Origin of the sequence: Citrobacter sp. wls613 (assembly GCF_005281195.1) — a bacterium.
Lineage (GTDB): Bacteria > Pseudomonadota > Gammaproteobacteria > Enterobacterales > Enterobacteriaceae > Citrobacter > Citrobacter gillenii.
This window is the reverse complement of the sequence record NZ_SZXN01000074.1, coordinates 39,622-63,269: the sequence shown is the minus strand read 5'-3', so window position 1 is coordinate 63,269 and position 23,648 is coordinate 39,622. Positions and strand designations below refer to the sequence as shown.

Sequence of the window (23,648 nt, the reverse complement as noted above, 5' to 3'; positions counted from 1 at the left end):
GCCCATCCTGACGGATGGGCTTTTTTGCGTCTGTGTTTTTGGGAAGTGCTTGCTCGCTGCCGGAATGGTAGGCCTGATAAGCGCAAAGTCATCAGGCACAATTTTGCAGATTACAGGTTGGTTAACGTCCCAGCCACTGTGCAACAAACCCTGCAATTTGTTGTACGTCGTTGATATCTAAAAGTGGGACATCCACTTCAAGTGGAACATCACTGGCAACCGCAACAACATACTCATCAATCGTCAATTCTTGTGCACTATGCCCGCAATTTTCACGAAAAAGCAGGATCTTGGCGACAGGTTCGTGTTTAAAACCCTCAACCAGTACCAAATCCAGTGTTGTAGCATCCATTCGGCTCACCAGATAGGCTAAATCTAACTCAGGTTCTGCCGGCGTTTCCGTCATTAACGCCCAGCGTTGTTGGCTGGCAACCAGTGTTTGCGCTGCGCCAGCTTTACGTAACTCATAGCTATCCTTGCCGGGTTTATCGACGTCCATGTTGTGGTGGGTATGCTTAATTAATCCTGGACGAATGCCTTTGGCGCACAGTTCCGGGATCAGTTTTTTGAGCAGTGTGGTTTTTCCTGTGCCGCTCCATGCGGCAATACCGAGCAATGGGATCATGATTTATCCTGCCATCTGGCCAATTCTTCAGGTGTGTTCACATTCACAAACGCATCTTTATGATCGCTAAAATCGATGGCGTGTCCGCCGGCCTGGCGCATAAAGACCATCACCCGTCGTTCACCTGCCTGAAGATACTCCTGCAGTAACGGCTGCATTGCTCTGTGCATCAGTGCAATTGTCGGGTGATCCCGCTCCCCATCATGCACCCACACCACTGGCGCATTTTGGCGCTGTTCTGCCAGTCTTGCGACCAGGTTGTGGGGAATATAGGGCATATCGCAGGGGCAGAATAAAAACCAGTCACCTGCCAGTTGTAAAAATACCGACAGCATTCCGGCCAGCGGGCCAGGGAAATCAGGTAATGAATCAGGGATAACTTTCAGACCACTTTGCTGATAAATATCCTTATGGCGATTGGCATTAACCACGACGGTCTCGACCTGTAAGGCGAGCGCATCGGCGACGTGCCGCCACAAAGGTTTGCCGTCTAGCTCAAGCAGTCCTTTATCTGCACCCCCCATCCGCCTGGCCTTACCGCCCGCCAGGACAACCCCTGTAATTGCACTATCCAGAATCACTGATATCGCCTCTTTTAATGTGGGATTGACCCTGCTAACGTATCTGTATTAAGCGTAAGGAGCACAACCATGAAATGTAAACGTCTGAATGAAGTTATTGAACTCCTCCAGCCAGCCTGGCAGAAAGAACCCGATCTTAACCTGATGCAATTTTTACAGAAACTGGCGAAAGAGTCAGGTTTTGACGGAGAACTGGCGGATTTAACTGATGACATTCTGATCTATCACCTGAAAATGCGTGACTCAGCGAAGGATGCGGTGATCCCAGGTATTCAGAAAGATTATGAAGAAGACTTTAAAACCGCATTGCTGCGCGCTCGTGGCGTAATTAAAGAGTAAAAGCTTGTAATCGCCGCCACCGAAAGTGCTGCGAAATGATATCCTGAATCATTCGTAGTAATTTCCGGATGATGGGATGAATAACAACGCTTTTACTTTCCAAACGCTACACCCGGATACCATCATGGATGCGCTGTTTGAGCAGGGGATCCGGGTGGATTCCGGGCTTACCCCGCTCAACAGCTATGAAAACCGTGTCTACCAATTCCAGGACGAAGACCGTCGACGCTTTGTCGTAAAGTTTTACCGCCCTGAGCGTTGGTCCGTCGATCAAATAGAGGAAGAACATCAGTTTGCACTGGAACTGGTGCGTGATGACGTGCCGGTTGCGGCGCCGATGGTGTTTGATGGCCAGACGTTACTGGGGCATCAAGGGTTCCACTATGCGATATTCCCCAGCGTAGGAGGTCGGCAGTTTGAAGCCGACAATATCGATCAAATGGAGTCGGTTGGTCGCTATCTCGGACGTCTGCATCAAACCGGGCGAAAACAGCCTTTTGCTTTTCGACCGACCATTGGCCTCGACGAGTATCTGATTGAACCGCGTAAACTTTTCGACAGTGCATCGATTATTCCATCAGGGCAAAAAGCGGCATTTCTGAAAGCAACGGATGCGCTTATCACCGTGGTTACCGAACGGTGGCATACGCGTTTTGACACTCTGCGCCTGCACGGTGACTGTCATGCCGGAAATATTCTGTGGCGCGATGGTCCGATGTTTGTCGATTTAGATGATGCCCGCAATGGCCCGGCCATTCAGGATTTATGGATGCTGCTTAATGGTGATAAAGCCGAGCAGCGCATGCAGCTTGAAACCATTATCGAAGCTTATGAAGAGTTTACTGAGTTCGACGTCGCTGAATTAGGACTCATAGAACCTTTACGCGCCATGCGTTTAGTTTATTATCTAGCCTGGCTGATTCGACGTTGGGATGATCCTGCGTTTCCAAAAAACTTCCCGTGGTTAACCGGAGAAGATTACTGGCACCGTCAGACGGCGACCTTTATTGAGCAGGCAAAAATTCTGCAACAACCCCCCTTACAATTAACGCCAATGTATTAATCGGAGAGACATGGACATGAAAAAAATATGGCTGGCGCTGGCTGGTATGGTTTTAGCTTTTAGCGCATCGGCAGCGCAGTTCCAGGATGGTAAGCAGTACATCACACTGGAAAAGCCTATTGCGGGTGAACCGCAGGTATTGGAGTTCTTCTCCTTCTACTGCCCGCATTGCTACCAGTTTGAAGAAGTGCTTCACGTGTCTGATAACGTGAAGAAAAAACTGCCTGAAGGCACCAAGATGACCAAATACCACGTTGAGTTTTTGGGACCTCTGGGCAAAGATCTGACTCAGGCGTGGGCGGTTGCGCTGGCGCTGGGCGTAGAAGATAAGGTCACAGTACCGTTGTTTGAAGCGGTGCAGAAAACTCAGACCGTCCAGTCTACCGCTGATATCCGTAAAGTATTTGTTGATGCGGGTATTAAAGGTGAAGACTATGATGCGGCATGGAACAGCTTCGTGGTGAAATCACTGGTCGCTCAGCAGGAAAAAGCGGCTGCCGATCTGCAACTGCAGGGGGTTCCGGCGATGTTTGTGAATGGCAAATATCAGGTGAATCCGCAAGGCATGGATACCAGCAGCATGGATATCTTTGTACAGCAGTATGCCGATACCGTGAAATATCTGGTAGGCCAGAAGTAAACGAAAAAGCCGGTCAGAGACCGGCTTTTTTAGTTGAGGCTTTAATCACATCTATTTGCGCATCTTTCTCGGCCCAGAGCGTATTCAGCCACAGCTGGAACCGACGCTTAAACCCTTTATCGTTGACGTAATCACCGTGTAATTCCTCTTTCACCGGCTCCAGATTCACCCGTACTACAATGCGCGTTAACTTACCGCTCAGCATGTCGTAGAAAGGATGGCTGCTGTTTTGCGGATAACACAGCGTGACGTTCAGCAACTTATCGAATTGCGATCCTAAGACATTCAGCGCCATCGCAATACCGGCAGCCTTAGGTGGCAGCAGGTTTTTATAGGGAGATCGGGTCTGCTGGCATTTCTCGTGGGTGAACCGTGAGCCTTCGACAAAATTCACGATCGTTGTTGGATGCACACGAAACTTCTCACAAGAAAGACGTGTTGTTTCCACATCTTTACCACGTCGTTCAGGGTGACGGAGCAAATAACCGCGCGAATAGCGTTTCATAAATGGCATATCCAGCGCCCAACATGCCAGACCAATAAAAGGCACCCAGGCTAACTGCTGCTTAAGAAAGTATTTATTCATCGGGATATGCTTACGAAACAAAACGCAAAGCACAACGATGTCGGCCCAGCTGTAGTGATTACAGATGAGCAGATACCAATTCTTCTTGCTCAGACCTTCCAGCCCCTCAACATCCCACTTCAGTCGTGGATTAAGGTGTAGCAATAGCGCCAGACCTTCACACCAGCAGTACATCATGAAATTACAAAAGAGGGATACCTTGCGCCAGACGAAAGGAATAGGCAAAAGCAGTTTTACAACTCCGGCCAGGATGATTGGCACGGAACATAAAATCGTGACCAATATGGTCAATGCGATACTCAGCAGCAGCGTTATCGCGGCGAGTATTCTCGCCATAATTAAATTATTCAAAAGGTTAGCCATAAATAGTGCGCTAAAAGGGCGCAAGGGGCTAATTTTATCAGAAAACGAACCAAATGATGGATCTTCGCTGAATAGAAAAAAAGGGAATATCTATCCACATCCAGCTATAAGCTGAAAAGATGATATAAAATTCTGCGTCATGAAATAACATAATGAAAAATATGCAGAATTATTATGATTCATAAATTATCTTGCTGTATTTAAAGGGCTGAAAATTATTTATTCACAAACTTATCCACAGCTCACATTGCGAACAACACAGAAGATCTACAAAAGTTTTTCGACAAATGCGGCGAAAAACTCATGTTTTCATCCTGTCTGTGGCATCCTTTACCCATAATCTGATAAACAGGCATGGACATTATGGTTCAGATCCCAGAAAACCCACTTATCCTTGTAGATGGCTCATCTTACCTGTATCGCGCATACCATGCGTTCCCACCGCTGACCAACAGCACAGGAGAGCCTACGGGCGCGATGTACGGTGTCCTCAACATGCTGCGTAGCTTGATTTTGCAATATAAGCCGACGCATGCGGCGGTGGTATTCGACGCCAAGGGTAAAACCTTCCGTGATGAATTATTCGAGCACTACAAATCGCATCGTCCGCCGATGCCAGACGATCTACGCGCGCAGATTGAACCGCTGCACGCGATGGTAAAAGCCATGGGGTTACCCCTGCTGGCTGTTTCAGGCGTAGAAGCGGACGACGTTATCGGTACGCTGGCACGTGAAGCAGAGCAAATTGGCCGTCCGGTGCTGATCAGTACCGGTGATAAAGACATGGCTCAGCTGGTGACGCCGAATATCACCCTCATCAACACCATGACCAATACGATCCTCGGCCCGGATGAGGTGGTAAATAAGTATGGCGTGCCGCCGGAACTGATTATCGACTTCCTGGCGCTGATGGGCGACTCTTCTGATAACATTCCTGGCGTGCCGGGCGTGGGGGAAAAGACGGCTCAGGCGTTACTCCAGGGGTTGGGCGGGCTGGATACGCTCTATGCTGAATCAGAAAAAATAGCGGGTCTGACGTTCCGTGGCGCAAAAACCATGGCTGGCAAGCTCGAGCAGAATAAAGAGGTGGCTTACCTCTCTTATAAGCTGGCAACCATCAAAACGGATGTCGAGCTGGAATTAACCTGCGAGCAGCTGGAAGTACGACAACCTGCAGTGGACGAGCTGTTAAATCTGTTCAAACAATATGAGTTCAAACGTTGGGTCACCGACGTTGAAGCCGGGAAATGGCTGCAGGCAAAAGGCACAAAACCTGCCGCAAAACCACAGGAAACCATCGTTATTGATGAAACGCCTGAGGAGCCCGCCACGGTTCTCTCATACGATAACTATGTGACGATTCTGGACGAGACGACGCTGGAAGCGTGGATTGCGAAGCTGGAAAAAGCGCCCGTCTTTGCTTTTGATACCGAAACCGACAGCCTGGATAATATCTCCGCGAATCTGGTAGGGCTCTCTTTCGCTATTGAACCGGGTGTGGCGGCGTATGTTCCTGTCGCGCATGACTACCTGGATGCCCCTGACCAAATTTCCCGTGATCGGGCGCTGACGCTGCTGAAGCCGCTACTGGAAGACGAAAAAGCGCATAAAGTTGGGCAAAACCTGAAGTATGACCGTGGCGTCCTGGCGAACTACGGTATCGAACTGCGCGGTATCGTCTTTGATACCATGCTCGAATCCTACATTCTTAACAGCGTTGCCGGGCGACACGATATGGACAGCCTGTCTGACCGCTGGCTGAAACATAAAACGATCACCTTCGAAGAGATCGCCGGGAAAGGTAAAAACCAACTGACCTTTAACCAGATTGCGCTGGAAGAAGCTGGTCGTTATGCCGCGGAGGACGCCGACGTCACGCTACAGCTGCATCTGAAAATGTGGCCAGAGCTGCAAAAACATAAAGGACCGCTAAACGTCTTCGAGAATATCGATATGCCGTTGGTCCCGGTCCTGTCCCGCATCGAGCGCAACGGTGTAAAAATCGACCCTGCCGTGTTGCACAAGCATTCAGCAGAGCTGACGCTGCGTTTGAACGAGCTGGAGCAAAAAGCGCACGAGATTGCCGGGGAAGCCTTTAACCTCTCTTCCACTAAACAGCTGCAAACCATTCTGTTTGAAAAGCAGGGCATCAAGCCGCTGAAGAAAACGCCGGGCGGCGCGCCGTCAACGTCAGAAGAGGTGCTGGAAGAGTTAGCGCTGGATTATCCGCTGCCGAAGGTGATTCTGGAATATCGTGGGCTGGCAAAATTGAAGTCTACTTATACAGATAAACTTCCGCTGATGATCAACCCTAAAACTGGCCGTGTGCATACCTCTTATCATCAGGCAGTTACGGCGACCGGGCGTTTGTCTTCTACCGATCCTAACCTGCAAAATATTCCGGTGCGTAATGAGGAAGGACGCCGTATTCGCCAGGCATTTATTGCACCAGAAGATTATGTCATTGTCTCGGCGGACTACTCGCAGATTGAGCTACGCATTATGGCGCACCTCTCGCGTGATAAGGGGCTGCTTACCGCCTTTGCCGAAGGAAAAGACATTCACCGCGCCACGGCTGCAGAGGTCTTTGGCTTACCTCTTGATTCCGTGACCAGTGAACAGCGCCGCAGCGCGAAGGCCATCAACTTTGGTCTGATCTACGGCATGAGCGCCTTCGGTCTTGCACGCCAGCTCAATATTCCACGCAAAGAAGCACAGAAGTACATGGATCTCTATTTCGAACGCTACCCGGGCGTACTGGAATATATGGAACGCACGCGTGCGCAGGCAAAAGAGCAAGGGTACGTTGAAACGCTGGAAGGACGTCGCCTCTATTTACCGGATATCAAATCCAGTAATGGTGCGCGTCGTGCAGGTGCGGAACGTGCGGCGATTAACGCCCCGATGCAAGGCACCGCTGCGGACATTATTAAGCGCGCTATGATTGCCGTAGACGGCTGGCTGCAAACCGAACAGCCTCGCGTACGTATGATCATGCAGGTACATGATGAACTGGTGTTTGAAGTGCACAAAGATGATCTCGATAGCGTCTCGAAAAAAATCCATCAGCTGATGGAGAACGGAACGCGAATTGATGTGCCGTTGCTGGTGGAAGTCGGAAGCGGTGAAAACTGGGATCAAGCGCACTAAGGGTTTGCTGAATAACGCGCTCTTTTCGTAACTAAGCAACATAAGTTAGCGCTTTTTGTGATGACCATTAAAATTTCCTATGCCGGGAGTGAAAAAAAATTACAAAAAGTGCTTTCTGCGCTGCTCAAAAAAGAGTAAAGTTATTCTCGTAGGGTACAGAGGTAAGATGTTCTATCTTTCAGACCTTTTACTTCACGTAATCGGATTTGGCTGAATATTTTAGCCGCCCCAGTCAGTAATGACTGGGGCGTTTTTTATTGTGCGAAAGAAAGGTTTCGCACATGCTGTAGGCCGGATAAGACGCGCAGCGGCGCCATCCGGCATATCGGTAGGTTATTCCCCGTCCTGCATCTCTTCAATAGGCGCCAGTTCGCTAAACCAGGTATCCAGTTTCTGACGCAGTTTATCCACGCCCAGCTTTTTCAGCGATGAGAATGCTTCTACCTGTACATCGCCATTAAACGCCAGCACTGCTTCACGCACCATATTCAACTGTGCTTTGCGTGCGCCGCTGGCCAGTTTGTCCGCTTTGGTCAGTAATACCAGCACCTGAACGTTGCTCTCTACGGCCCACAAAATCATCTGCTGATCGAGATCTTTCAGTGGATGGCGAATATCCATCAGTACGACTAAACCTTGCAGGCTTTGACGTTTCTCCAGATATTCTGCCAGCGCGCGCTGCCATTTGCGCTTCATCTCTTCCGGAACTTCTGCATACCCGTACCCCGGCAAGTCAACCAGACGTTTACCGTCAACCACTTCAAACAAGTTGATGAGCTGAGTACGGCCCGGCGTTTTAGATGTACGTGCCAGACCCTTTTGATTTGTCAGGGTATTTAGTGCGCTGGATTTGCCTGCGTTGGAACGGCCAGCAAAAGCCACTTCAATTCCTGTATCGGAAGGTAAATGGCGAATATCAGGCGCACTCATCACAAAATGCGTCTGTTGATAATTCAAGTTAGTCAACGTGGTCGTCTCCATCAATCAAGGCTTTGCAGCGATTATACCTGAACACCAGCAAAAGGCGGATTTTTCGACGCGCGGGTTATGTAAGTTAAAAGCGCGGGCTTTGTGAGACATTGCCGATAGTATTTATGCGAGATGAGAGAGTGCATAACAATATAAATTAAATAAATCATATAATTACCATTAAGAAATATTCTGAAAAACTGAAACTGTTAAGTCGGTTACTTGTGCGTGTTACCCAAAAGAGTAAAGTAGCGTCCATAGCAAGGGAGCTAACAGGATAAACGACTCAGGATGAGGGTCAGGAGCGCCAGGAGGCGAAGACGCAGGATTGTCAGGAAGACAAACGTCCGGAGACGTTAGTAAAAGGAAATGGAAACAACACGGAATGTTTCTGGCTAAGGGAAAAACAGGGTGTGTTGATAGCCGACAGGGATTGTAGGGCCCGTTAAGGGTTGAGAGTCAGGAAAAAAGGCGACAGATTACTCTGTCGCCTTTTTTCTTTATTTCTGCTAGATTCCGGCGCAATTATATACTGAATAAAAACAGCCAAAGACGAATCATGATGAAAACAACTTCTACACCTCGCGGGAAAGGTCCTGCAAAGGCGCGTCGTAAGACACGCGAAGAAATTAACCTGGAAGCTCGCGACCGTAAGCGTCAGAAAAAACACCGTGGTCTTGCGGCGGGCAGCCGTGCGACTGGCAGCGACGGTGCATCAGGTGGCGGAAACCAAAACAAACACAAAGATCCTCGTATTGGCAGTAAAACTCCCATTGCATTGGGTGTGACTGAAAAAGTCACCAAACAGCACAAACCGAAGAGTGAGAAACCTATGCTTTCACCACAGGCTGAGTTGGATTTACTGGAAACGGATGAGCGCCTGGATGCGCTGCTGGAACGTCTTGAAGCGGGAGAGATCCTGAGTGCTGAAGATCAGTCCTGGGTGGATGCCAAGCTGGATCGCATCGATGAGCTGATGCAGAAACTGGGGCTCTCTTACGATGATGACGAAGAAATTGACGAAGAAGAAGAAAAGCAGGAAGACATGATGCGCCTGCTGAAGGGCGGTAACTAACGGTTTTGTACCGTGGGTCTTCCCGTCCTGCTTATAACCCTTCCGGTTATATGTTATCTGGTGTGGTTATTCGTTAAACTACAGCGATTGTCGCGGCGCCAAAAGTGGCTGCGCAACCGGCTTATCACTCGCAGTGGGGGTAAGCCGGTACGCCGTACCCGCCAGAAACGCCATCGGAAGGAGTGAGCATGTCTGAGCAGCTAATCGACTGGGACCTGGCCCTGATCCAGAAATATAACTATTCCGGGCCACGATACACCTCGTATCCGACCGCGCTGGAGTTTTCTGCAGACTACGGTGCTGAAGCATTTCTGCAAGCCGTAGCGCGTTACCCTGAACGTCCACTCTCTTTGTACGTCCATATCCCGTTCTGCCATAAATTGTGCTATTTCTGCGGCTGCAACAAAATTGTGACCCGCCAGCAGCATAAGGCCGATCAATATCTGGACGTTTTAGAACAAGAGATTATTCATCGCGCGCCGCTGTTTGCTGGCCGTCATGTTAGCCAGTTGCATTGGGGCGGCGGTACGCCAACCTATCTGAATAAAACGCAGATTAGCCGCTTAATGACGCTGCTGCGTGATAACTTCGATTTTAACGCGGATGCAGAAATCTCGATCGAAGTTGATCCGCGTGAAATCGAACTCGATGTGCTCGATCATTTACGTGCTGAAGGCTTTAACCGCCTGAGCATGGGGGTGCAGGACTTCAATAAAGAAGTTCAGCGCCTGGTAAACCGTGAGCAGGACGAGGAGTTTATCTTTGCACTGATTAATCGTGCGCGTGAGATTGGCTTTACCTCGACCAACATTGACCTCATCTATGGTCTGCCAAAACAGACGCCGGAAAGCTTTGCCTTTACCCTGAAGCGGGTGGCTGAGCTCAATCCCGACCGCCTGAGTGTCTTTAACTATGCGCACCTGCCAACGTTGTTTGCCGCGCAGCGTAAAATCAAAGATGCTGACCTGCCCAGCCCACAACAGAAGCTGGATATTTTGCAGGAGACCATCTCCTCGCTGACCGAAACAGGTTATCAGTTCATTGGGATGGATCACTTTGCCCGCCCGGATGACGAGCTGGCGATTGCCCAGCGCGAGGGTGTTCTGCACCGTAATTTCCAGGGTTATACCACCCAGGGCGATACCGACCTGCTGGGCATGGGCGTTTCCGCCATCAGTATGATTGGCGACAACTACGCGCAGAACCAAAAAGAGCTGAAGCACTATTATCAGCAGGTGGATGAGCAGGGAAATGCGCTGTGGCGCGGTATTGCACTGACCCAAGATGACTGTATTCGCCGGGATGTGATTAAACTACTGATCTGCAACTTCCGCCTCGACTACGCCGTCGTAGAACAGCAATGGGATCTGAACTTTGCTGACTATTTTGCTGAAGACCTGAAGCTGTTGGCTCCGCTGGCGAAAGATGGGCTGGTGGATGTGAATGAGAAGGGGATTCAGGTGACGCCAAAAGGTCGTCTGCTGATCCGCAATATTTGCATGTGCTTTGATGCGTACCTGCGCCAGAAAGCACGGATGCAGCAGTTCTCGCGGGTCATCTAATGACGTTGCCCGGTGGCACTTCGCTTACCGGGCCTACGACATCTCAATATGTAGGTCGGGTAAGCGAAGCGCCACCCGACAAACCCGCTAGCTAAACAGCCCAACCAGCGCCGCACACAGCACCGCGGCAACCGCAGTTTGCGGCGTATGGCTTTCAACCGAGCCGCTCGACAGCAGATTAATAATTGATTCCAGCATGATGACTTCCCCCGTTTTCCGGGCACGATCATACTTAACTCATCGGAACAGTAAAGCGCAAAATAGCAGCGCTTTGCGCTCAATTATCAATCTTTACACAGCGAAAATCCCTTACTCCATGCCAAGCTCTTTTAACTTACGTGTCAGGGTATTACGCCCCCATCCGAGTAAGCGCGCCGCTTCCTGTTTATGGCCCTGAGTATGGCGCAGCGCGGTGGTTAACAGCGTGCGTTCCATTTCAGGCTGCGCTTCAGAGAGTAAGTTTTGATGACCGGAGCGTAGTGCCCGGTCAGCCCATTGTGCCAGCAGTGTTGCCCAGCTGTCAGGCTGCATATGTGAGGGCGCGTCTGGAACGCTTGCTTCAAATAGCTCAGCCGGCAGGTCCTGAATCAGCACTTCCTGCCCGGCGGCCATCACGGTTAACCAGCGGCAAGTGTTCTCTAGTTGACGAACGTTACCCGGCCAGGCCAGACGCGTCAGTGCGGCCTCGGTTTCAGGGTGTAACTGCTTGGCTTCCACACCCAGCTCGTGAGCGGCTTCCTGCAGGAAATGACGCGCCAGGCGAGGGATGTCTTCCCGTCGCTCGCGCAGCGGTGGTAAATGAACGCGAATGACGTTCAGTCGGTGGAACAAGTCCTCGCGGAACTTGCCTTCCTGTACCCGCAGTTCCAGATTCTGGTGCGTAGCCGCGATAATGCGCACGTCCACCTTCACCGGCGCATAGCCGCCGACGCGGTAAAACTGTCCGTCGGCCAATACACGCAGCAATCGCGTTTGCACGTCCAGCGGCATATCGCCAATCTCATCGAGAAACAGCGTGCCGCCATCCGCCTGTTCGAAGCGTCCCTGACGAATGGTATTGGCGCCGGTAAAGGCGCCTTTTTCGTGGCCAAACAGTTCAGATTCGATTAAATCCTTCGGAATTGCCGCCATGTTAAGGGCGATAAATGGCGATTTGGCACGCGGGCTGTGACGGTGGAGAGCATGAGCGACCAACTCTTTACCGGTCCCGGACTCACCGTTGATCAAGACGCTAATTGAAGAGCGGGAAAGCCGGCCAATTATGCGAAAGACATCCTGCATTGCTGGGGCTTCACCAATGATATCGGTGGTGGGGCCGTTGATCTGAACATTACGCGGCTGCTGCTGTTCCTGATAATGGCTTATGGCGCGTTCAACCAGCGCCACAGCTTCGTCAATATCAAACGGCTTGGGCAGGTAATCGAACGCCCCTTGCTGGTAGGCGCTGACGGCGGCGTCCAGATCGGAGTGCGCGGTCATGATGATGACCGGAAGCATCGGATGACGCTGTTTAATTTGTTTTAACAGCGTCAGGCCGTCCATCCCCGGCATGCGAATATCCGACAACAGCACGTCCGGCGTTTTACTGGCGAGCGCGTCCAGTACCTCTTTACCGCTTTCAAATGTGGTGCAGTTGAGTCCTGCCCCTGCGAGCGCACGTTCAAGCACCCAACGGATGGAACTATCGTCATCAACGACCCAGACTATTCCTCGTTGCATAAACGTCACCTCTATTTCCTGATAGGCAGGTAAACCGAGAACTCGGTATGACCCGGCCAACTGGTAAATTCAATTTTGCCGGAATGTTGATCAATCAAATTACGGGCGATAGATAATCCCAGCCCGGTTCCCCCCTCGCGACCGCTGACCATTGGGTAGAACAGCGTATCCTGTAAATGTGGAGGAATACCCGGACCGTTGTCCTCAACGTCAATACGCGCCGCCAGGCGGTAACGCATGCCGTGCAATGTGAGCTGAAACGCGGTGCGGGTACGCAGAATAATCTCGCCACCTTCCGGTCCCAGCGCTTGTAACGCATTACGCACGATATTCAGCAGAACCTGTTCTATCTGGTCAGGATCGTGCAGTATTTCTGGCAGACTCGGGTCGTAATCGCGGATCAACGTGACGTTCTCCGGGAGTTCCATCGACACCAGTGCCACAACGCGCTCTGCCACCTTGTGAATACTTTCCGTGATGTGCATACCGGGTTGCTGCGGCCCCAGCAGGCGGTCGACCAGGTTACGCAGGCGGTCTGCCTGCTCAATAATGACTTGGGTATATTCCTTGAGGGCTGGATCCGGTAGCGCTTTACTGAGCAGTTGTGCTGCACCGCGTAATCCACCCAACGGGTTTTTAATTTCATGCGCCAGACCACGTACCAGATCGCGGGCGGCTATTTGCTGGGCATGCTGGAGCTGCTCCTGACTCAGACGGCGCTGGTTATCCATGGGCGCCATCTCCAGCAGAATAAGGCCATCAGGCAGCCTCTGGGCGGTCACAGAGAGGATATGCGAGTGGCTATCTATCACCAGCGTCACTTCGTTGTCCGTAAAGCCCTGACCCGCTTCCAGGCTCTCTCGCATCAGCCCGATGTTTAATGAGAAATAACTCAGCAGTTCAGAAAGCGGCGTGCCAAACAGTTTGCGGGAACTTTGGGCAAGCAGCTGCTGTGCCGCGGGGTTGGCGTAATGCACCGCCAGCTCATCGTCGACAAGTAAAATGCTGTTAATTAACGAATTGAGGATCTGCCCAGCATCGGGCAGCGTGCCGGTTGCCATTCAGCAGTCTCCTGAAAAAGGTTGCACCAATTTAGTGCATTATAGCTTTCACGTAGAAAAAGCGCGAAGGATCAGTTCGTTGGCGGAGAAAAAAGCCCATCGTGTGATGGGCTGAAAGTTTCCACGGCAACTCAATTCCAGGTTATCGCGCCAGCGCGTGACGCGACCTTATCTGGAAAGTACAACTCAAACGATTAAACGCTGTAGTACAACTCAAACTCTACCGGGTGCGGGGTCATGCGCACGCGGTCATCTTCTTCGCGACGCAGCGTAATGTACGCATCGATCGCTTCATTGGTGAACACGCCGCCTGCAGTCAGGAACTCGCGGTCCAGATCCAGTTCGTTCAGTGCTTCTTCCAGAGAGCCAGCAACCTGTGGGATCTCTTTTGCTTCTTCCGGTGGCAGGTCGTACAGGTTTTTGTCCATTGCTTCGCCCGGGTGGATCTTGTTCTTGATACCATCAAGACCAGCCATCAGCAGTGCTGCAAAGCACAGGTACGGGTTAGCCGCCGGGTCCGGGAAGCGCACTTCGATACGACGCCCTTTTGGAGACGCAATAACTGGGATACGGATGGAAGCGGAACGGTTACGGGCAGAGTACGCCAGCATAACCGGTGCTTCGTAACCCGGGACCAGACGCTTGTAGGAGTTGGTAGTCGGGTTCGCCAGGGCGTTGATGGCTTTAGCGTGTTTGATAACACCACCGATGTAGAACAGTGCCTGCTCAGACAGACCCGCATATTTGTCACCGGAGAACAGGTTTACGCCGTTCTTGGACAGGGACATGTGGCAGTGCATGCCGGAACCGTTATCACCGAACATTGGTTTTGGCATAAAGGTTGCCGTTTTACCGAAACGGTGCGCGACGTTGTGAACCACATATTTGTAGATCTGAATTTCGTCCGCTTTTTTGGTCATGGTGTTAAAGCGGGTAGCAATTTCGTTCTGGCCCGCAGTCGCCACTTCGTGGTGATGTGCTTCAACCACCAGTCCCATCTCTTCCATAATCAGACACATGGTAGAACGGATGTCCTGGGAAGAATCAACCGGAGGAACCGGGAAATAGCCGCCTTTCACGCCAGGACGGTGACCTTTGTTACCACCTTCATATTTGGTGGAGGAGTTCCATGCACCTTCGATATCATCGATAGCGACGTGGGAACCGGAAATAGAGCTACCGAAACGGATGTCGTCGAACAGGAAGAATTCTGGCTCTGGCCCGAACAGCACGGTGTCTGCGATGCCGGTGGTACGCAGGTATTCTTCAGCACGTTTTGCGATGGAGCGCGGGTCGCGGTCGTAACCCTGCAGTGTGCCTGGTTCCAGGACATCACAACGGATGATCAGAGTTGACTCTTCAAAGAACGGGTCAATAAGTGCAGTAGAAGCATCTGGCATCAGAACCATGTCTGATTCGTTAATGCCTTTCCAGCCACCGATTGAGGAGCCGTCAAACATTTTGCCTTCTTCAAAGAATTCGGCATTTACCTGATGAGCAGGAATCGTGACGTGCTGTTCTTTACCTTTAGTGTCAGTGAAGCGCAAATCAACAAACTTCACTTCGTGTTCGTTCAGCATCGTCAAAACGTGTTCAGCGGACATACTTACTCTCCCGGATTGGTCATTGTCGTCGTGGTAACGAGGTCTTCAATTCTGCAAAAATTGGCCGTGTCGCCGTAAAAAATATAAAGCGAAATCTGTGCCAACTTTTAAATTGCCCCCAAAAGGCGTTATCATGCGCATCATCGTGCAAAGGGGTTGCACCATGAAGGTTGTATTGCACCATTATAGTGCTTCTATGTGAACATTAAGCACTATAATGGTGCAATTGACATGAGATTACCCCTTTTAACGCTCCGTGAATGTGATCACAAAGAAACTCTGCAATACTTGTTTGCGGAGGATGTTTGTGATCCTGTTTTGTACTGCGATTAATCCGTGTACAATAACGCGCTATTTCTAAAATGCCTGAGGCAAAGTTGTGATCGAAAATTTGCGTAACATCGCCATCATCGCGCACGTAGACCATGGTAAAACCACCCTGGTAGACAAGCTGCTCCAACAATCCGGTACATTCGACTCTCGTGCCGAAACCCAAGAGCGCGTGATGGACTCCAACGATTTGGAGAAAGAGCGTGGGATTACCATCCTCGCTAAAAACACCGCTATCAAGTGGAATGACTACCGTATCAACATCGTTGATACCCCGGGACACGCCGACTTCGGTGGTGAAGTTGAACGTGTAATGTCCATGGTAGACTCCGTGCTGCTGGTGGTTGATGCAATGGACGGTCCGATGCCGCAGACGCGCTTCGTGACCAAAAAAGCCTTTGCTCATGGCCTGAAGCCAATTGTTGTTATCAACAAAGTTGACCGTCCTGGCGCGCGTCCTGACTGGGTTGTTGACCAGGTATTCGACCTGTTCGTTAACCTCGACGCGACCGACGAACAGCTGGACTTCCCGATCGTTTACGCTTCAGCGCTGAACGGTATCGCAGGTCTGGATCACGAAGATATGGCGGAAGACATGACCCCGCTGTATCAGACCATCGTTGACCGTGTACCGGCTCCGAACGTTGACCTTGATGGCCCGCTGCAGATGCAAATCTCTCAGCTGGACTACAACAACTACGTGGGTGTTATCGGCATCGGTCGCATCAAGCGCGGTAAAGTTAAACCGAACCAGCAGATCACTATCATTGATAGCGAAGGCAAAACTCGCAACGGTAAAGTCGGTAAAGTTCTGACCCATCTGGGTCTTGAGCGTATCGAGAGCGACGTTGCAGAAGCGGGCGACATCATCGCGATCACTGGTCTGGGCGAACTGAACATCTCCGACACCATCTGCGATCCGCAGAATGTTGAAGCGCTGCCGGCGCTGTCTGTTGATGAGCCGACCGTGACCATGTTCTTCAACGTAAACACCTCTCCGTTCTGCGGTAAAGAAGGTAAGTACGTTACTTCTCGTCAGATCCTTGACCGCCTGAAAAAAGAACTGGTACACAACGTTGCACTGCGTGTTGAAGAGACTCCGGATGCAGACGCATTCCGCGTGTCTGGTCGTGGTGAACTGCACCTGTCCGTTCTGATTGAAAACATGCGTCGTGAAGGTTTCGAGATGGCGGTTTCCCGTCCGAAAGTTATCTTCCGCGAAATCGATGGCCGTAAACAAGAGCCATTCGAAAACGTAACGCTGGACGTCGAAGAGCAGCACCAGGGTTCTGTTATGCAGGCACTGGGCGAGCGTAAAGGCGACCTGAAAAACATGAATCCAGATGGTAAAGGCCGCGTACGTCTCGACTACGTGATCCCAAGCCGTGGTCTGATCGGCTTCCGTTCAGAATTCATGACCATGACCTCCGGTACCGGTCTGCTGTACTCCACCTTCAGCCATTACGACGATGTTCGTCCGGGCGAAGTGGGCCAGCGTCAGAACGGCGTGCTGATCTCTAATGGTCAGGGTAAAGCTGTTGCGTTTGCACTGTACAGCCTGCAGGACCGCGGTAAGCTGTTCCTGGGTCACGGCGCAGAAGTTTATGAAGGCCAGATCATCGGTATTCACAGTCGTTCTAACGACCTGACTGTAAACTGCCTGACCGGTAAGAAACTGACCAACATGCGTGCTTCCGGTACTGATGAAGCCACCACGCTGGTTCCAGCTCAGAAAATGACTCTGGAACAGGCTCTGGAATTCATCGATGACGACGAACTGGTAGAAGTAACACCAACGTCTATCCGTATTCGTAAACGTCACCTGACTGAAAACGATCGTAAACGTGCGATGCGTGGTCCGAAAGAAGACTAATTAACGTGCTTTAATGACAAGACCCTGCCTTAAGAGGTGGGGTTTTTTTTTGCCCGCAATCCCTGGTTCCCGGCGGGATTACGTTGACGAATTAGACAATGACGAGTAATCAGTTGACCGTTGAGAATGCGAAAGAGAAGTTAGATCGTTGATTTAAAGATGGGATCACCACTCCGGGCGGACAGCTGCCCTCGGAAAGAGAATTGGGAGAGTTGCTGGGGATTTATCGAGAAAAATCGGGTCTCTCAGTACCCAGAAGTTGCCGCACAACAGCGGGATTATCGGCCCTTCAGCCACCGCGTTTGTGGCTGATTTTCGGGCAGATTATCTGGTGACCAGCGTCGGGGCGATAGAAAACGATGGCGCGCTGCTGGAATTTGATGTCAACGAAGCCAGCGTGGTGAAAACGATGATGGCCCATTCGCGGCATATTCTGCTGGCTGCCGATCATACGAAATACACGGCTTCCGCAGCGGTAGAGATTGGTAACGTGTCTCAGGTGACGGCGTTGTTTACCGATGAGTATCCCGGTCCGGCATTGCACAACCTGCTCCAGTCGCAGCAGGTGGAAATTGTGCAGGTGAGTCCCTCCCAGGATGACGCTCTGGCAATGTAATCCCCTCTAGTGGTGACTCGGAAACGTCAAAGCCATCACGCACGCATAGTCAAACTTCTCCTTTCCCGCTACAGTTATTCATCCATGGCGAGTAAGGAGAAGGACATGCTCTATATCTTTGATTTGGGTAATGTGATTGTCGATATCGACTTCAATCGCGTGTTAGGCACATGGAGCGATCTGAGCCGTGTCCCGCTGGCTTCGCTAAAGCAAAGTTTCACCATGGGGGACGCTTTTCGCCAACATGAGCGGGGTGAAATAACCGATGAGGCGTTTGCCGAGGCGCTGTGTCATGACATGGCGCTGCCGTTGAGTTACGAACAGTTTTCCCATGGCTGGCAGGCCGTTTTTGTTGCGCTACGCCCCGACGTCATCGACATCATGCATAAACTGCGTGAGCAGGGGCATCGTGTCGTGGTGCTGTCGAATACCAACCGCCTGCATACGACATTTTGGCCGGATGAGTACCCAGAAGTTCGCCAGGCTGCGGACCATATCTATCTTTCCCAGGAACTCGGCATGCGTAAACCCGAAGCGCGGATTTACCAGCATGTTCTGCAGTCCGAAGGTTTTTCTGCCGCAGATACGGTCTTTTTTGATGATAACGCCGATAATATTGAAGGGGCTAACCAGTTAGGGATCACCAGCATCCTGGTCGTTGATAAAACGACCATACCTGACTATTTCGCGACGGTGTTATGCTAAAAAACGTGCATCAAAAAGCCAGGCACCATACGCGTCCTGTACGGGCCTGGCTGAAGTTATTATGGCAACGCATTGATGAGGATAACATGACGACACTGGCGGGCAACCTGGCTTACGTCTCGTTGCTTTCGTTAGTGCCGCTTATCGCCGTTGTTTTTGCGCTTTTCGCCGCATTTCCCATGTTTTCCGACGTCAGCATTCAGCTGCGACATTTTATATTCGCTAATTTTATTCCGGCCACCGGCGATGTTATTCAGCGCTATATCGAACAGTTTGTCGCGAACTCGAACAAAATGACCGCCGTCGGCGCATGTGGGCTGATTGTGACGGCGCTGTTGCTGATGTATGCCATCGACAGCGCACTGAATACCATTTGGCGCAGCAAACGCACCCGGCCCAAAGTGTATTCGTTTGCGGTGTACTGGATGATTTTAACGCTGGGCCCGTTGTTGGCGGGTGCCAGTCTGGCGATCAGCTCTTATCTTTTGTCCCTGCGCTGGGCCAGCGATCTCAATACCGTTATTGATAACGTCCTGAGGGTATTGCCGCTGGTGCTCTCCTGGCTCTCATTCTGGCTGCTGTACAGCATTGTACCTACCACGCGCGTACCCAATCGTGATGCGGTGATCGGCGCTTTTGTCGCCGCGGTGCTGTTCGAAGCTGGGAAGAAAGGATTTGCACTCTATATCACGATGTTTCCGTCTTATCAGTTGATCTACGGCGTGCTGGCGGTGATCCCCATTTTATTCGTCTGGGTATACTGGACGTGGTGTATCGTCTTGCTAGGCGCGGAAATAACTGTCACTCTCGGTGAATACCGCAAACTCAAACAAGCCGCAGAACAAGAAGAAGCAGAATAAATATGATTGCATTGATTCAGCGCGTAACCCGTGCCAGCGTCACCGTGGAGGATGAGGTGACGGGTGAAATTGGCCCAGGACTTTTAGTTTTATTAGGTGTCGAAAGGGATGATGACGAACAGAAAGCGAACCGCCTTTGCGAGCGCGTGCTCGGCTATCGAATTTTTAGCGATGCCGAAGGTAAGATGAACCTGAACGTACAACAGGCGGGTGGCAGCGTGCTGGTGGTCTCACAGTTTACGCTGGCGGCAGATACCGAACGGGGCATGCGCCCGGGCTTCTCAAAGGGCGCTGCGCCCGATCGTGCAGAAGCGTTATATGAATACTTTGTTGAGCGCTGTCGCCAACAGGAGATGAATACGCAAACCGGACGATTCGCTGCGGATATGCAAGTTTCACTGGTTAATGATGGCCCCGTGACGTTCTGGTTACAGGTATGAACCAGCTTCCGGCGTGGTCGCGGGTAACAAGAGAGAATACAACTATGTATCACCTTCGAGTGCCGCAAACAGAAGAAGAATTGGCGCGTTACTACCAGTTTCGCTGGGAGATGTTGCGTAAACCGCTGCATCAGCCAAAAGGCTCCGAGCGGGATGCCTGGGATGCGATGGCGCACCACCAGATGGTGGTGGATGAAGAGGGCAATCTGGTCGCGGTAGGGCGTTTGTATATCAATGCGGATAACGAAGCCTCCATACGCTTTATGGCTGTAGACCCGTCCGTGCAGGAGAAGGGCTTAGGCACGCTGATGGCGATGACCCTGGAATCTGTGGCGCGTCAGGAAGGGGTCAAGCGCGTAACCTGTAGCGCCCGTGAAGATGCGGTCGAATTTTTTGCCAAGCTGGGTTTTGTGAGCCAGGGTGAAATCACCACGCCGCAAACCACGCCGGTACGCCACTTTTTGATGATCAAGCCCATTGCCACACTGGATGATATTCTTCATCGCGGTGACTGGTGTGGACAGCTTCAGCAAGCCTGGTACGAACATATTCCGCTGAGCGAGAAAATGGGCGTGCGTATTCAGCAGTATACCGGGCAAAAATTCATTACCACTATGCCCGAAACCGGCAATCAAAACCCGCACCATACCCTGTTTGCCGGGAGCCTGTTTTCTCTGGCTACGTTAACCGGTTGGGGGCTGATCTGGCTAATGCTGCGCGAGCGCCATTTGGGCGGAACGATTATCCTCGCCGATGCGCATATCCGCTACAGCAGACCGATCACCGGCAAGCCGACGGCCATTGCCGATCTGGGTTCGCTGAGTGGCGATCTTGACCGTCTGGCGAGAGGCCGTAAGGCGCGTGTCCAGATGCAGGTAGAGGTCTTTGGCGATGATGCGGCAGGTGTGGTGTTTGAAGGCACCTACATTGTGCTACCCGCAAAACCATTTGGTGCCTACGAAGAAGGAGGAAACGAAGAGGAGTAGGGGCAAATCCCTGTTTTTCATTCTACCCCGTTCGCTATTGCTAACGATTCCAGACGAGTTATTCAGGCATTAAGCGTCTAAAGGACAACCCGGCAGCGTGAAATGCTCACCGGGTTGTGAGTAGACTTACTCCCCTTCACCCGGGAACAGGAACGGGTTGATGGAGCTGCGGGCAAAGCCCTCTTGCTCCATGTGCGCGTCCAGCATCAGCGAGGCGAGGTCGTCGGCAACGGCTTCGACATTGGGGTCTTTTTCCTGATACAGAATCTTCAGGTAAGTCCCGCAGTCGCCGCAGCTTTCAGCTTTAATCGCAGACTGTTCGTTATCCAGTGACCAGTAGTTCAAATCACGGCTTTGCTCGCAGTTGCTGCACTTCACGCGCACCACGTGCCACTCGGTTTCACACAGGTTGCAGTGCAGATAGCGCAGCCCCTGAGTGGTACCGATTTGCACCATGCTGGAGACTGGCATCGAACCGCACACCGGGCAGAACTGGCGCTGTTCACCGTATTCCGCTCGGGCTTTGCCGGGGATCAGGCTGGCCATTTGTGCCCAGTAGAGCGACAGCGCGGCCCAGATGAACGGCGCTTTATCACTGCTGACCGACGCAAAATCAGAAGCAAACAGCGCGCTGGCCATCAGTTCCAGCTCTTGCTCGGAGGCTTTTTCCAGATTCTCGATCACCGCTAACGCAGGGCCGCTCATTTCTGGTTTCAGCTCAGCAATTAACGATTGCAGCAGTTTTTGCCAGTGCTTATCGCGTGGCAGAACGTGGATATCCAGCGGCGGTTTGCCCTGATCGTTCGCTTCTTTGATGCGCGCGGTCAGGTCCATCTGCAGCGGATGGTCGTACAGCACCACTTCCTGCGCATGAGCGATCAGCGCAGCAAAGCGCAGATAATCACCCAACGGGTTGTTTTCGGCCAGCTCGCGCAGACGCTCAGCACGGCGGTTATACAAATTTTTGAGTCTGGGGAACAATAACGGCGGAATCATATCCGCCGTGCGTTTCTCGCTCGAACCCAGCTCATCTTGCGGGATTATGCGAATACTCATTCAGATGACTTTTCCTGTTTCTGGCGGACTTCACGGTACCAGCGTGGGTGATGTTTCTTCGCCCATGAGCTGGTGACCCATCCTTCCACCATCGCGGTAATGGTGCCTTTCACCCAAAGGGCGGCGTAAATGTGCACCATGATAACCACAATTAACGCTACTGCGGCAAATGAATGCAGCATTAACGCGAATCGGATCACCGGGATTGAGAAAGCAGGCGCAAAATACGGGCGCCAGATGATCACTCCGCTCACCAGCAACAGGACCAGGAAGATAATCGCCGCCCAGAATACGCATTTCTGGCCGAAGTTATAACGTCCCGTGTCACCTACTTCCTCGTTGACGACGATCTTACGAATATTCTTCGCCCAAAAGATATCATCCCGATTGATTAGATTGTGGTGCCAGTAACGGAAAAACATGATGATAAACGAGGCAAACATAATCACGCCGACAAACGGGTGCAGAATTCGCGCCAGCTGCGGGGTGCCCATGATTTGCATCAGCCAGTTGAAGGATGGGAAGAAAAAGCCCAGCCCGCTTATCGCCGCCAACATGAAGCAGAAGGCGGTGACCCAGTGGTTGATGCGTTCCGGCGCTGTATAGCGCACGATGGTGTCACGTCGTTTCATTTGCGCACCTCGTCTTTTTCTTCATGCAGATTGTCTTCTTCCTCTTCCGCACGGTTCGGACCTACGCCGACGTAGTGGAAGATGCTGGCCGCAAATGTCGCTGCAAAGCCGACCGCTGCGAGGGGTTTCCAGATGCCTTTCCAGAACTTCACGGTGGCGCTGATTTCCGGGTTTTCCGGCAGGCCATGGTACAGATTCGGCTTGTCGGCATGATGCAGTACGTACATAACGTGCGTACCGCCAACGCCTATCGGATCGTACAGTCCGGCGTTATCGTAGCCACGGGTTTTCAGCTCTGCCACGCGCTCGCCTGCCAGCGTTTTCATCGACTCTTTGGTGCCGAAATGAATCGCGCCGGTTGGGCAGGTTTTCACGCAGGCCGGTTCTTGTCCTACCACAACACGGTCAACGCACAGCGTACATTTATAGACGCGATTGTCTTCCGGGTTGAGGCGCGGCACGTCGAACGGACAGCCTGCAATGCAGTAGCCGCAGCCAATGCACTGCTCGGACTGGAAGTCGACAATGCCGTTGGCATACTGAATGATTGCCCCTTCCGCCGGACACGCCTTCAGGCAGCCCGGATCGGCACAGTGCATGCAGCCATCCTTGCGGATCAGCCACTCCAGTTTGTCGTCTTGTTCCACTTCCGAGAAGCGCATCACCGTCCAGGATTTGGCGGTCAAATCGGCGGGGTTGTCGTACACCCCAACGTTGCTGCCGATTTCATCGCGGATATCGTTCCACTCTGAGCAGGCCACCTGACAGGCTTTACAACCGATGCAGGTGGTGACGTCGATGAGCTTGGCCACT

The 23,648-nt window shown here is 51.7% G+C and carries 22 protein-coding genes and 3 pseudogenes; 14 read left to right on the top strand and 11 right to left on the bottom strand.

What is annotated here, in order from left to right; all coding sequences use genetic code 11:
* Nucleotides 1-121 precede the first annotated feature (121 nt).
* Both mobB and mobA read right to left on the bottom strand, forming a co-directional pair.
* Nucleotides 122-625, bottom strand: a complete 504-nt coding sequence (gene mobB, locus FDX01_RS18395) for a molybdopterin-guanine dinucleotide biosynthesis protein MobB (RefSeq protein WP_135912789.1) — start codon at nt 623-625, stop codon at nt 122-124.
* A complete protein-coding gene (gene mobA / locus FDX01_RS18390) occupies nt 622-1,206 on the bottom strand; it encodes a molybdenum cofactor guanylyltransferase MobA (protein ID WP_117343628.1) in 585 nt (194 codons plus the stop codon). The genes mobB and mobA overlap by 4 nt, the downstream gene beginning before the upstream one ends.
* Before the next feature lie 69 nt (nt 1,207-1,275).
* On the opposite strand from mobA, the gene FDX01_RS18385 reads away from it, so the two are divergent.
* The 3 genes from FDX01_RS18385 (at nt 1,276) to dsbA (ending at nt 3,248) form a co-directional block, all read left to right on the top strand.
* Entirely contained in the window at nt 1,276-1,545 is a 270-nt protein-coding gene (locus tag FDX01_RS18385) for a YihD family protein (protein WP_042325406.1), read from the top strand.
* 76 nt (nt 1,546-1,621) lie between these two features.
* Nucleotides 1,622-2,608 carry a serine/threonine protein kinase gene (locus FDX01_RS18380; protein ID WP_137400243.1) on the top strand — a complete coding sequence of 329 codons (987 nt, stop codon included), beginning with the start codon at nt 1,622-1,624 and terminating at the stop codon, nt 2,606-2,608.
* A 16-nt stretch (nt 2,609-2,624) separates the two neighbouring features.
* Nucleotides 2,625-3,248 (top strand): thiol:disulfide interchange protein DsbA, encoded by a 624-nt coding sequence (gene dsbA, locus FDX01_RS18375; RefSeq protein WP_096758891.1) that lies wholly within the window; start codon nt 2,625-2,627, stop codon nt 3,246-3,248.
* Nucleotides 3,249-3,261: 13 nt separating this feature from the next.
* On the opposite strand, the gene FDX01_RS18370 is transcribed toward dsbA, so the two are convergent.
* Nucleotides 3,262-4,197, bottom strand: coding sequence for an acyltransferase (locus FDX01_RS18370; protein WP_137400242.1), 936 nt, complete (start codon nt 4,195-4,197; stop codon nt 3,262-3,264).
* 363 nt (nt 4,198-4,560) lie between these two features.
* Here FDX01_RS18370 and polA point away from each other — a divergent pair, with 363 nt between their 5' ends.
* Nucleotides 4,561-7,347 carry a DNA polymerase I gene (polA, locus tag FDX01_RS18365; protein WP_137400241.1) on the top strand — a complete coding sequence of 929 codons (2,787 nt, stop codon included), beginning with the start codon at nt 4,561-4,563 and terminating at the stop codon, nt 7,345-7,347.
* Between the two features lie 333 nt (nt 7,348-7,680).
* On the opposite strand, the gene yihA is transcribed toward polA, so the two are convergent.
* Nucleotides 7,681-8,313, bottom strand: coding sequence for a ribosome biogenesis GTP-binding protein YihA/YsxC (yihA, locus tag FDX01_RS18360; protein ID WP_096759489.1), 633 nt, complete (start codon nt 8,311-8,313; stop codon nt 7,681-7,683).
* A gap of 227 nt (nt 8,314-8,540) precedes the next feature.
* On the opposite strand from yihA, the pseudogene FDX01_RS18355 reads away from it, so the two are divergent.
* From FDX01_RS18355 to hemN, 3 genes and pseudogenes are all read left to right on the top strand, one after another.
* Nucleotides 8,541-8,765, top strand: a pseudogene (locus FDX01_RS18355) (hypothetical protein).
* 110 nt (nt 8,766-8,875) lie between these two features.
* Nucleotides 8,876-9,391, top strand: a complete 516-nt coding sequence (yihI, locus tag FDX01_RS18350; protein ID WP_096758888.1) for a Der GTPase-activating protein YihI — start codon at nt 8,876-8,878, stop codon at nt 9,389-9,391.
* A 188-nt stretch (nt 9,392-9,579) separates the two neighbouring features.
* The gene (hemN, locus tag FDX01_RS18345; protein WP_115259822.1) at nt 9,580-10,953 is read left to right on the top strand and encodes an oxygen-independent coproporphyrinogen III oxidase; all 1,374 of its coding nucleotides are present in this window, start codon (nt 9,580-9,582) and stop codon (nt 10,951-10,953) included.
* Between the two features lie 87 nt (nt 10,954-11,040).
* Here hemN and FDX01_RS18340 read toward each other — a convergent pair whose 3' ends face one another.
* The 4 genes from FDX01_RS18340 to glnA all read right to left on the bottom strand — a co-directional run bounded on the left by FDX01_RS18340 (nt 11,041) and on the right by glnA (nt 15,337).
* A complete protein-coding gene (locus FDX01_RS18340) occupies nt 11,041-11,151 on the bottom strand; it encodes a YshB family small membrane protein (protein ID WP_096758886.1) in 111 nt (36 codons plus the stop codon).
* A 111-nt stretch (nt 11,152-11,262) separates the two neighbouring features.
* A complete protein-coding gene (glnG, locus tag FDX01_RS18335) occupies nt 11,263-12,672 on the bottom strand; it encodes a nitrogen regulation protein NR(I) (protein WP_115260010.1) in 1,410 nt (469 codons plus the stop codon).
* 11 nt (nt 12,673-12,683) lie between these two features.
* Nucleotides 12,684-13,733: a nitrogen regulation protein NR(II) gene (gene glnL, locus FDX01_RS18330; protein ID WP_115259821.1), complete on the bottom strand. Its 1,050-nt coding sequence runs from the start codon at nt 13,731-13,733 to the stop codon at nt 12,684-12,686.
* A gap of 194 nt (nt 13,734-13,927) precedes the next feature.
* Nucleotides 13,928-15,337 (bottom strand): glutamate--ammonia ligase, encoded by a 1,410-nt coding sequence (glnA, locus tag FDX01_RS18325; protein ID WP_137400240.1) that lies wholly within the window; start codon nt 15,335-15,337, stop codon nt 13,928-13,930.
* Between the two features lie 379 nt (nt 15,338-15,716).
* Here glnA and typA point away from each other — a divergent pair, with 379 nt between their 5' ends.
* The 7 genes and pseudogenes from typA (at nt 15,717) to fabY (ending at nt 21,147) form a co-directional block, all read left to right on the top strand.
* On the top strand, nt 15,717-17,540 hold the full coding sequence (typA, locus tag FDX01_RS18320; protein WP_115259820.1) for a ribosome-dependent GTPase TypA: 1,824 nt from the start codon (nt 15,717-15,719) through the stop codon (nt 17,538-17,540).
* Between the two features lie 98 nt (nt 17,541-17,638).
* A pseudogene (locus FDX01_RS23970) lies at nt 17,639-17,791 on the top strand (hypothetical protein); the annotation flags it as partial.
* 11 nt (nt 17,792-17,802) lie between these two features.
* Nucleotides 17,803-18,156: pseudogene (locus FDX01_RS18310) on the top strand (DeoR family transcriptional regulator); the annotation flags it as partial.
* A 105-nt stretch (nt 18,157-18,261) separates the two neighbouring features.
* Nucleotides 18,262-18,861: a glucose-1-phosphatase gene (gene yihX, locus FDX01_RS18305; protein WP_137400239.1), complete on the top strand. Its 600-nt coding sequence runs from the start codon at nt 18,262-18,264 to the stop codon at nt 18,859-18,861.
* The gene (locus tag FDX01_RS18300) at nt 18,855-19,721 is read left to right on the top strand and encodes a virulence factor BrkB family protein (protein WP_115259810.1); all 867 of its coding nucleotides are present in this window, start codon (nt 18,855-18,857) and stop codon (nt 19,719-19,721) included. Before yihX ends, FDX01_RS18300 begins: the two co-directional genes overlap by 7 nt.
* A 2-nt stretch (nt 19,722-19,723) precedes the next feature.
* The gene (dtd, locus tag FDX01_RS18295) at nt 19,724-20,161 is read left to right on the top strand and encodes a D-aminoacyl-tRNA deacylase (RefSeq protein WP_096758864.1); all 438 of its coding nucleotides are present in this window, start codon (nt 19,724-19,726) and stop codon (nt 20,159-20,161) included.
* Nucleotides 20,162-20,205: 44 nt separating this feature from the next.
* Complete coding sequence (gene fabY / locus FDX01_RS18290) at nt 20,206-21,147, top strand: fatty acid biosynthesis protein FabY (protein ID WP_153064726.1); 942 nt, start codon at nt 20,206-20,208, stop codon at nt 21,145-21,147.
* 126 nt (nt 21,148-21,273) lie between these two features.
* On the opposite strand, the gene fdhE is transcribed toward fabY, so the two are convergent.
* The 3 genes from fdhE to fdxH form a co-directional block, all read right to left on the bottom strand.
* Nucleotides 21,274-22,203 (bottom strand): formate dehydrogenase accessory protein FdhE, encoded by a 930-nt coding sequence (gene fdhE / locus FDX01_RS18285; RefSeq protein WP_096758859.1) that lies wholly within the window; start codon nt 22,201-22,203, stop codon nt 21,274-21,276.
* Entirely contained in the window at nt 22,200-22,835 is a 636-nt protein-coding gene (fdoI, locus tag FDX01_RS18280) for a formate dehydrogenase cytochrome b556 subunit (RefSeq protein WP_096758858.1), read from the bottom strand. Before fdoI ends, fdhE begins: the two co-directional genes overlap by 4 nt.
* Nucleotides 22,832-23,648 (bottom strand): formate dehydrogenase subunit beta (gene fdxH, locus FDX01_RS18275; protein WP_249361014.1); only part of this gene is annotated, 817 nt, incomplete at its 5' end. The genes fdxH and fdoI, both read right to left, overlap by 4 nt.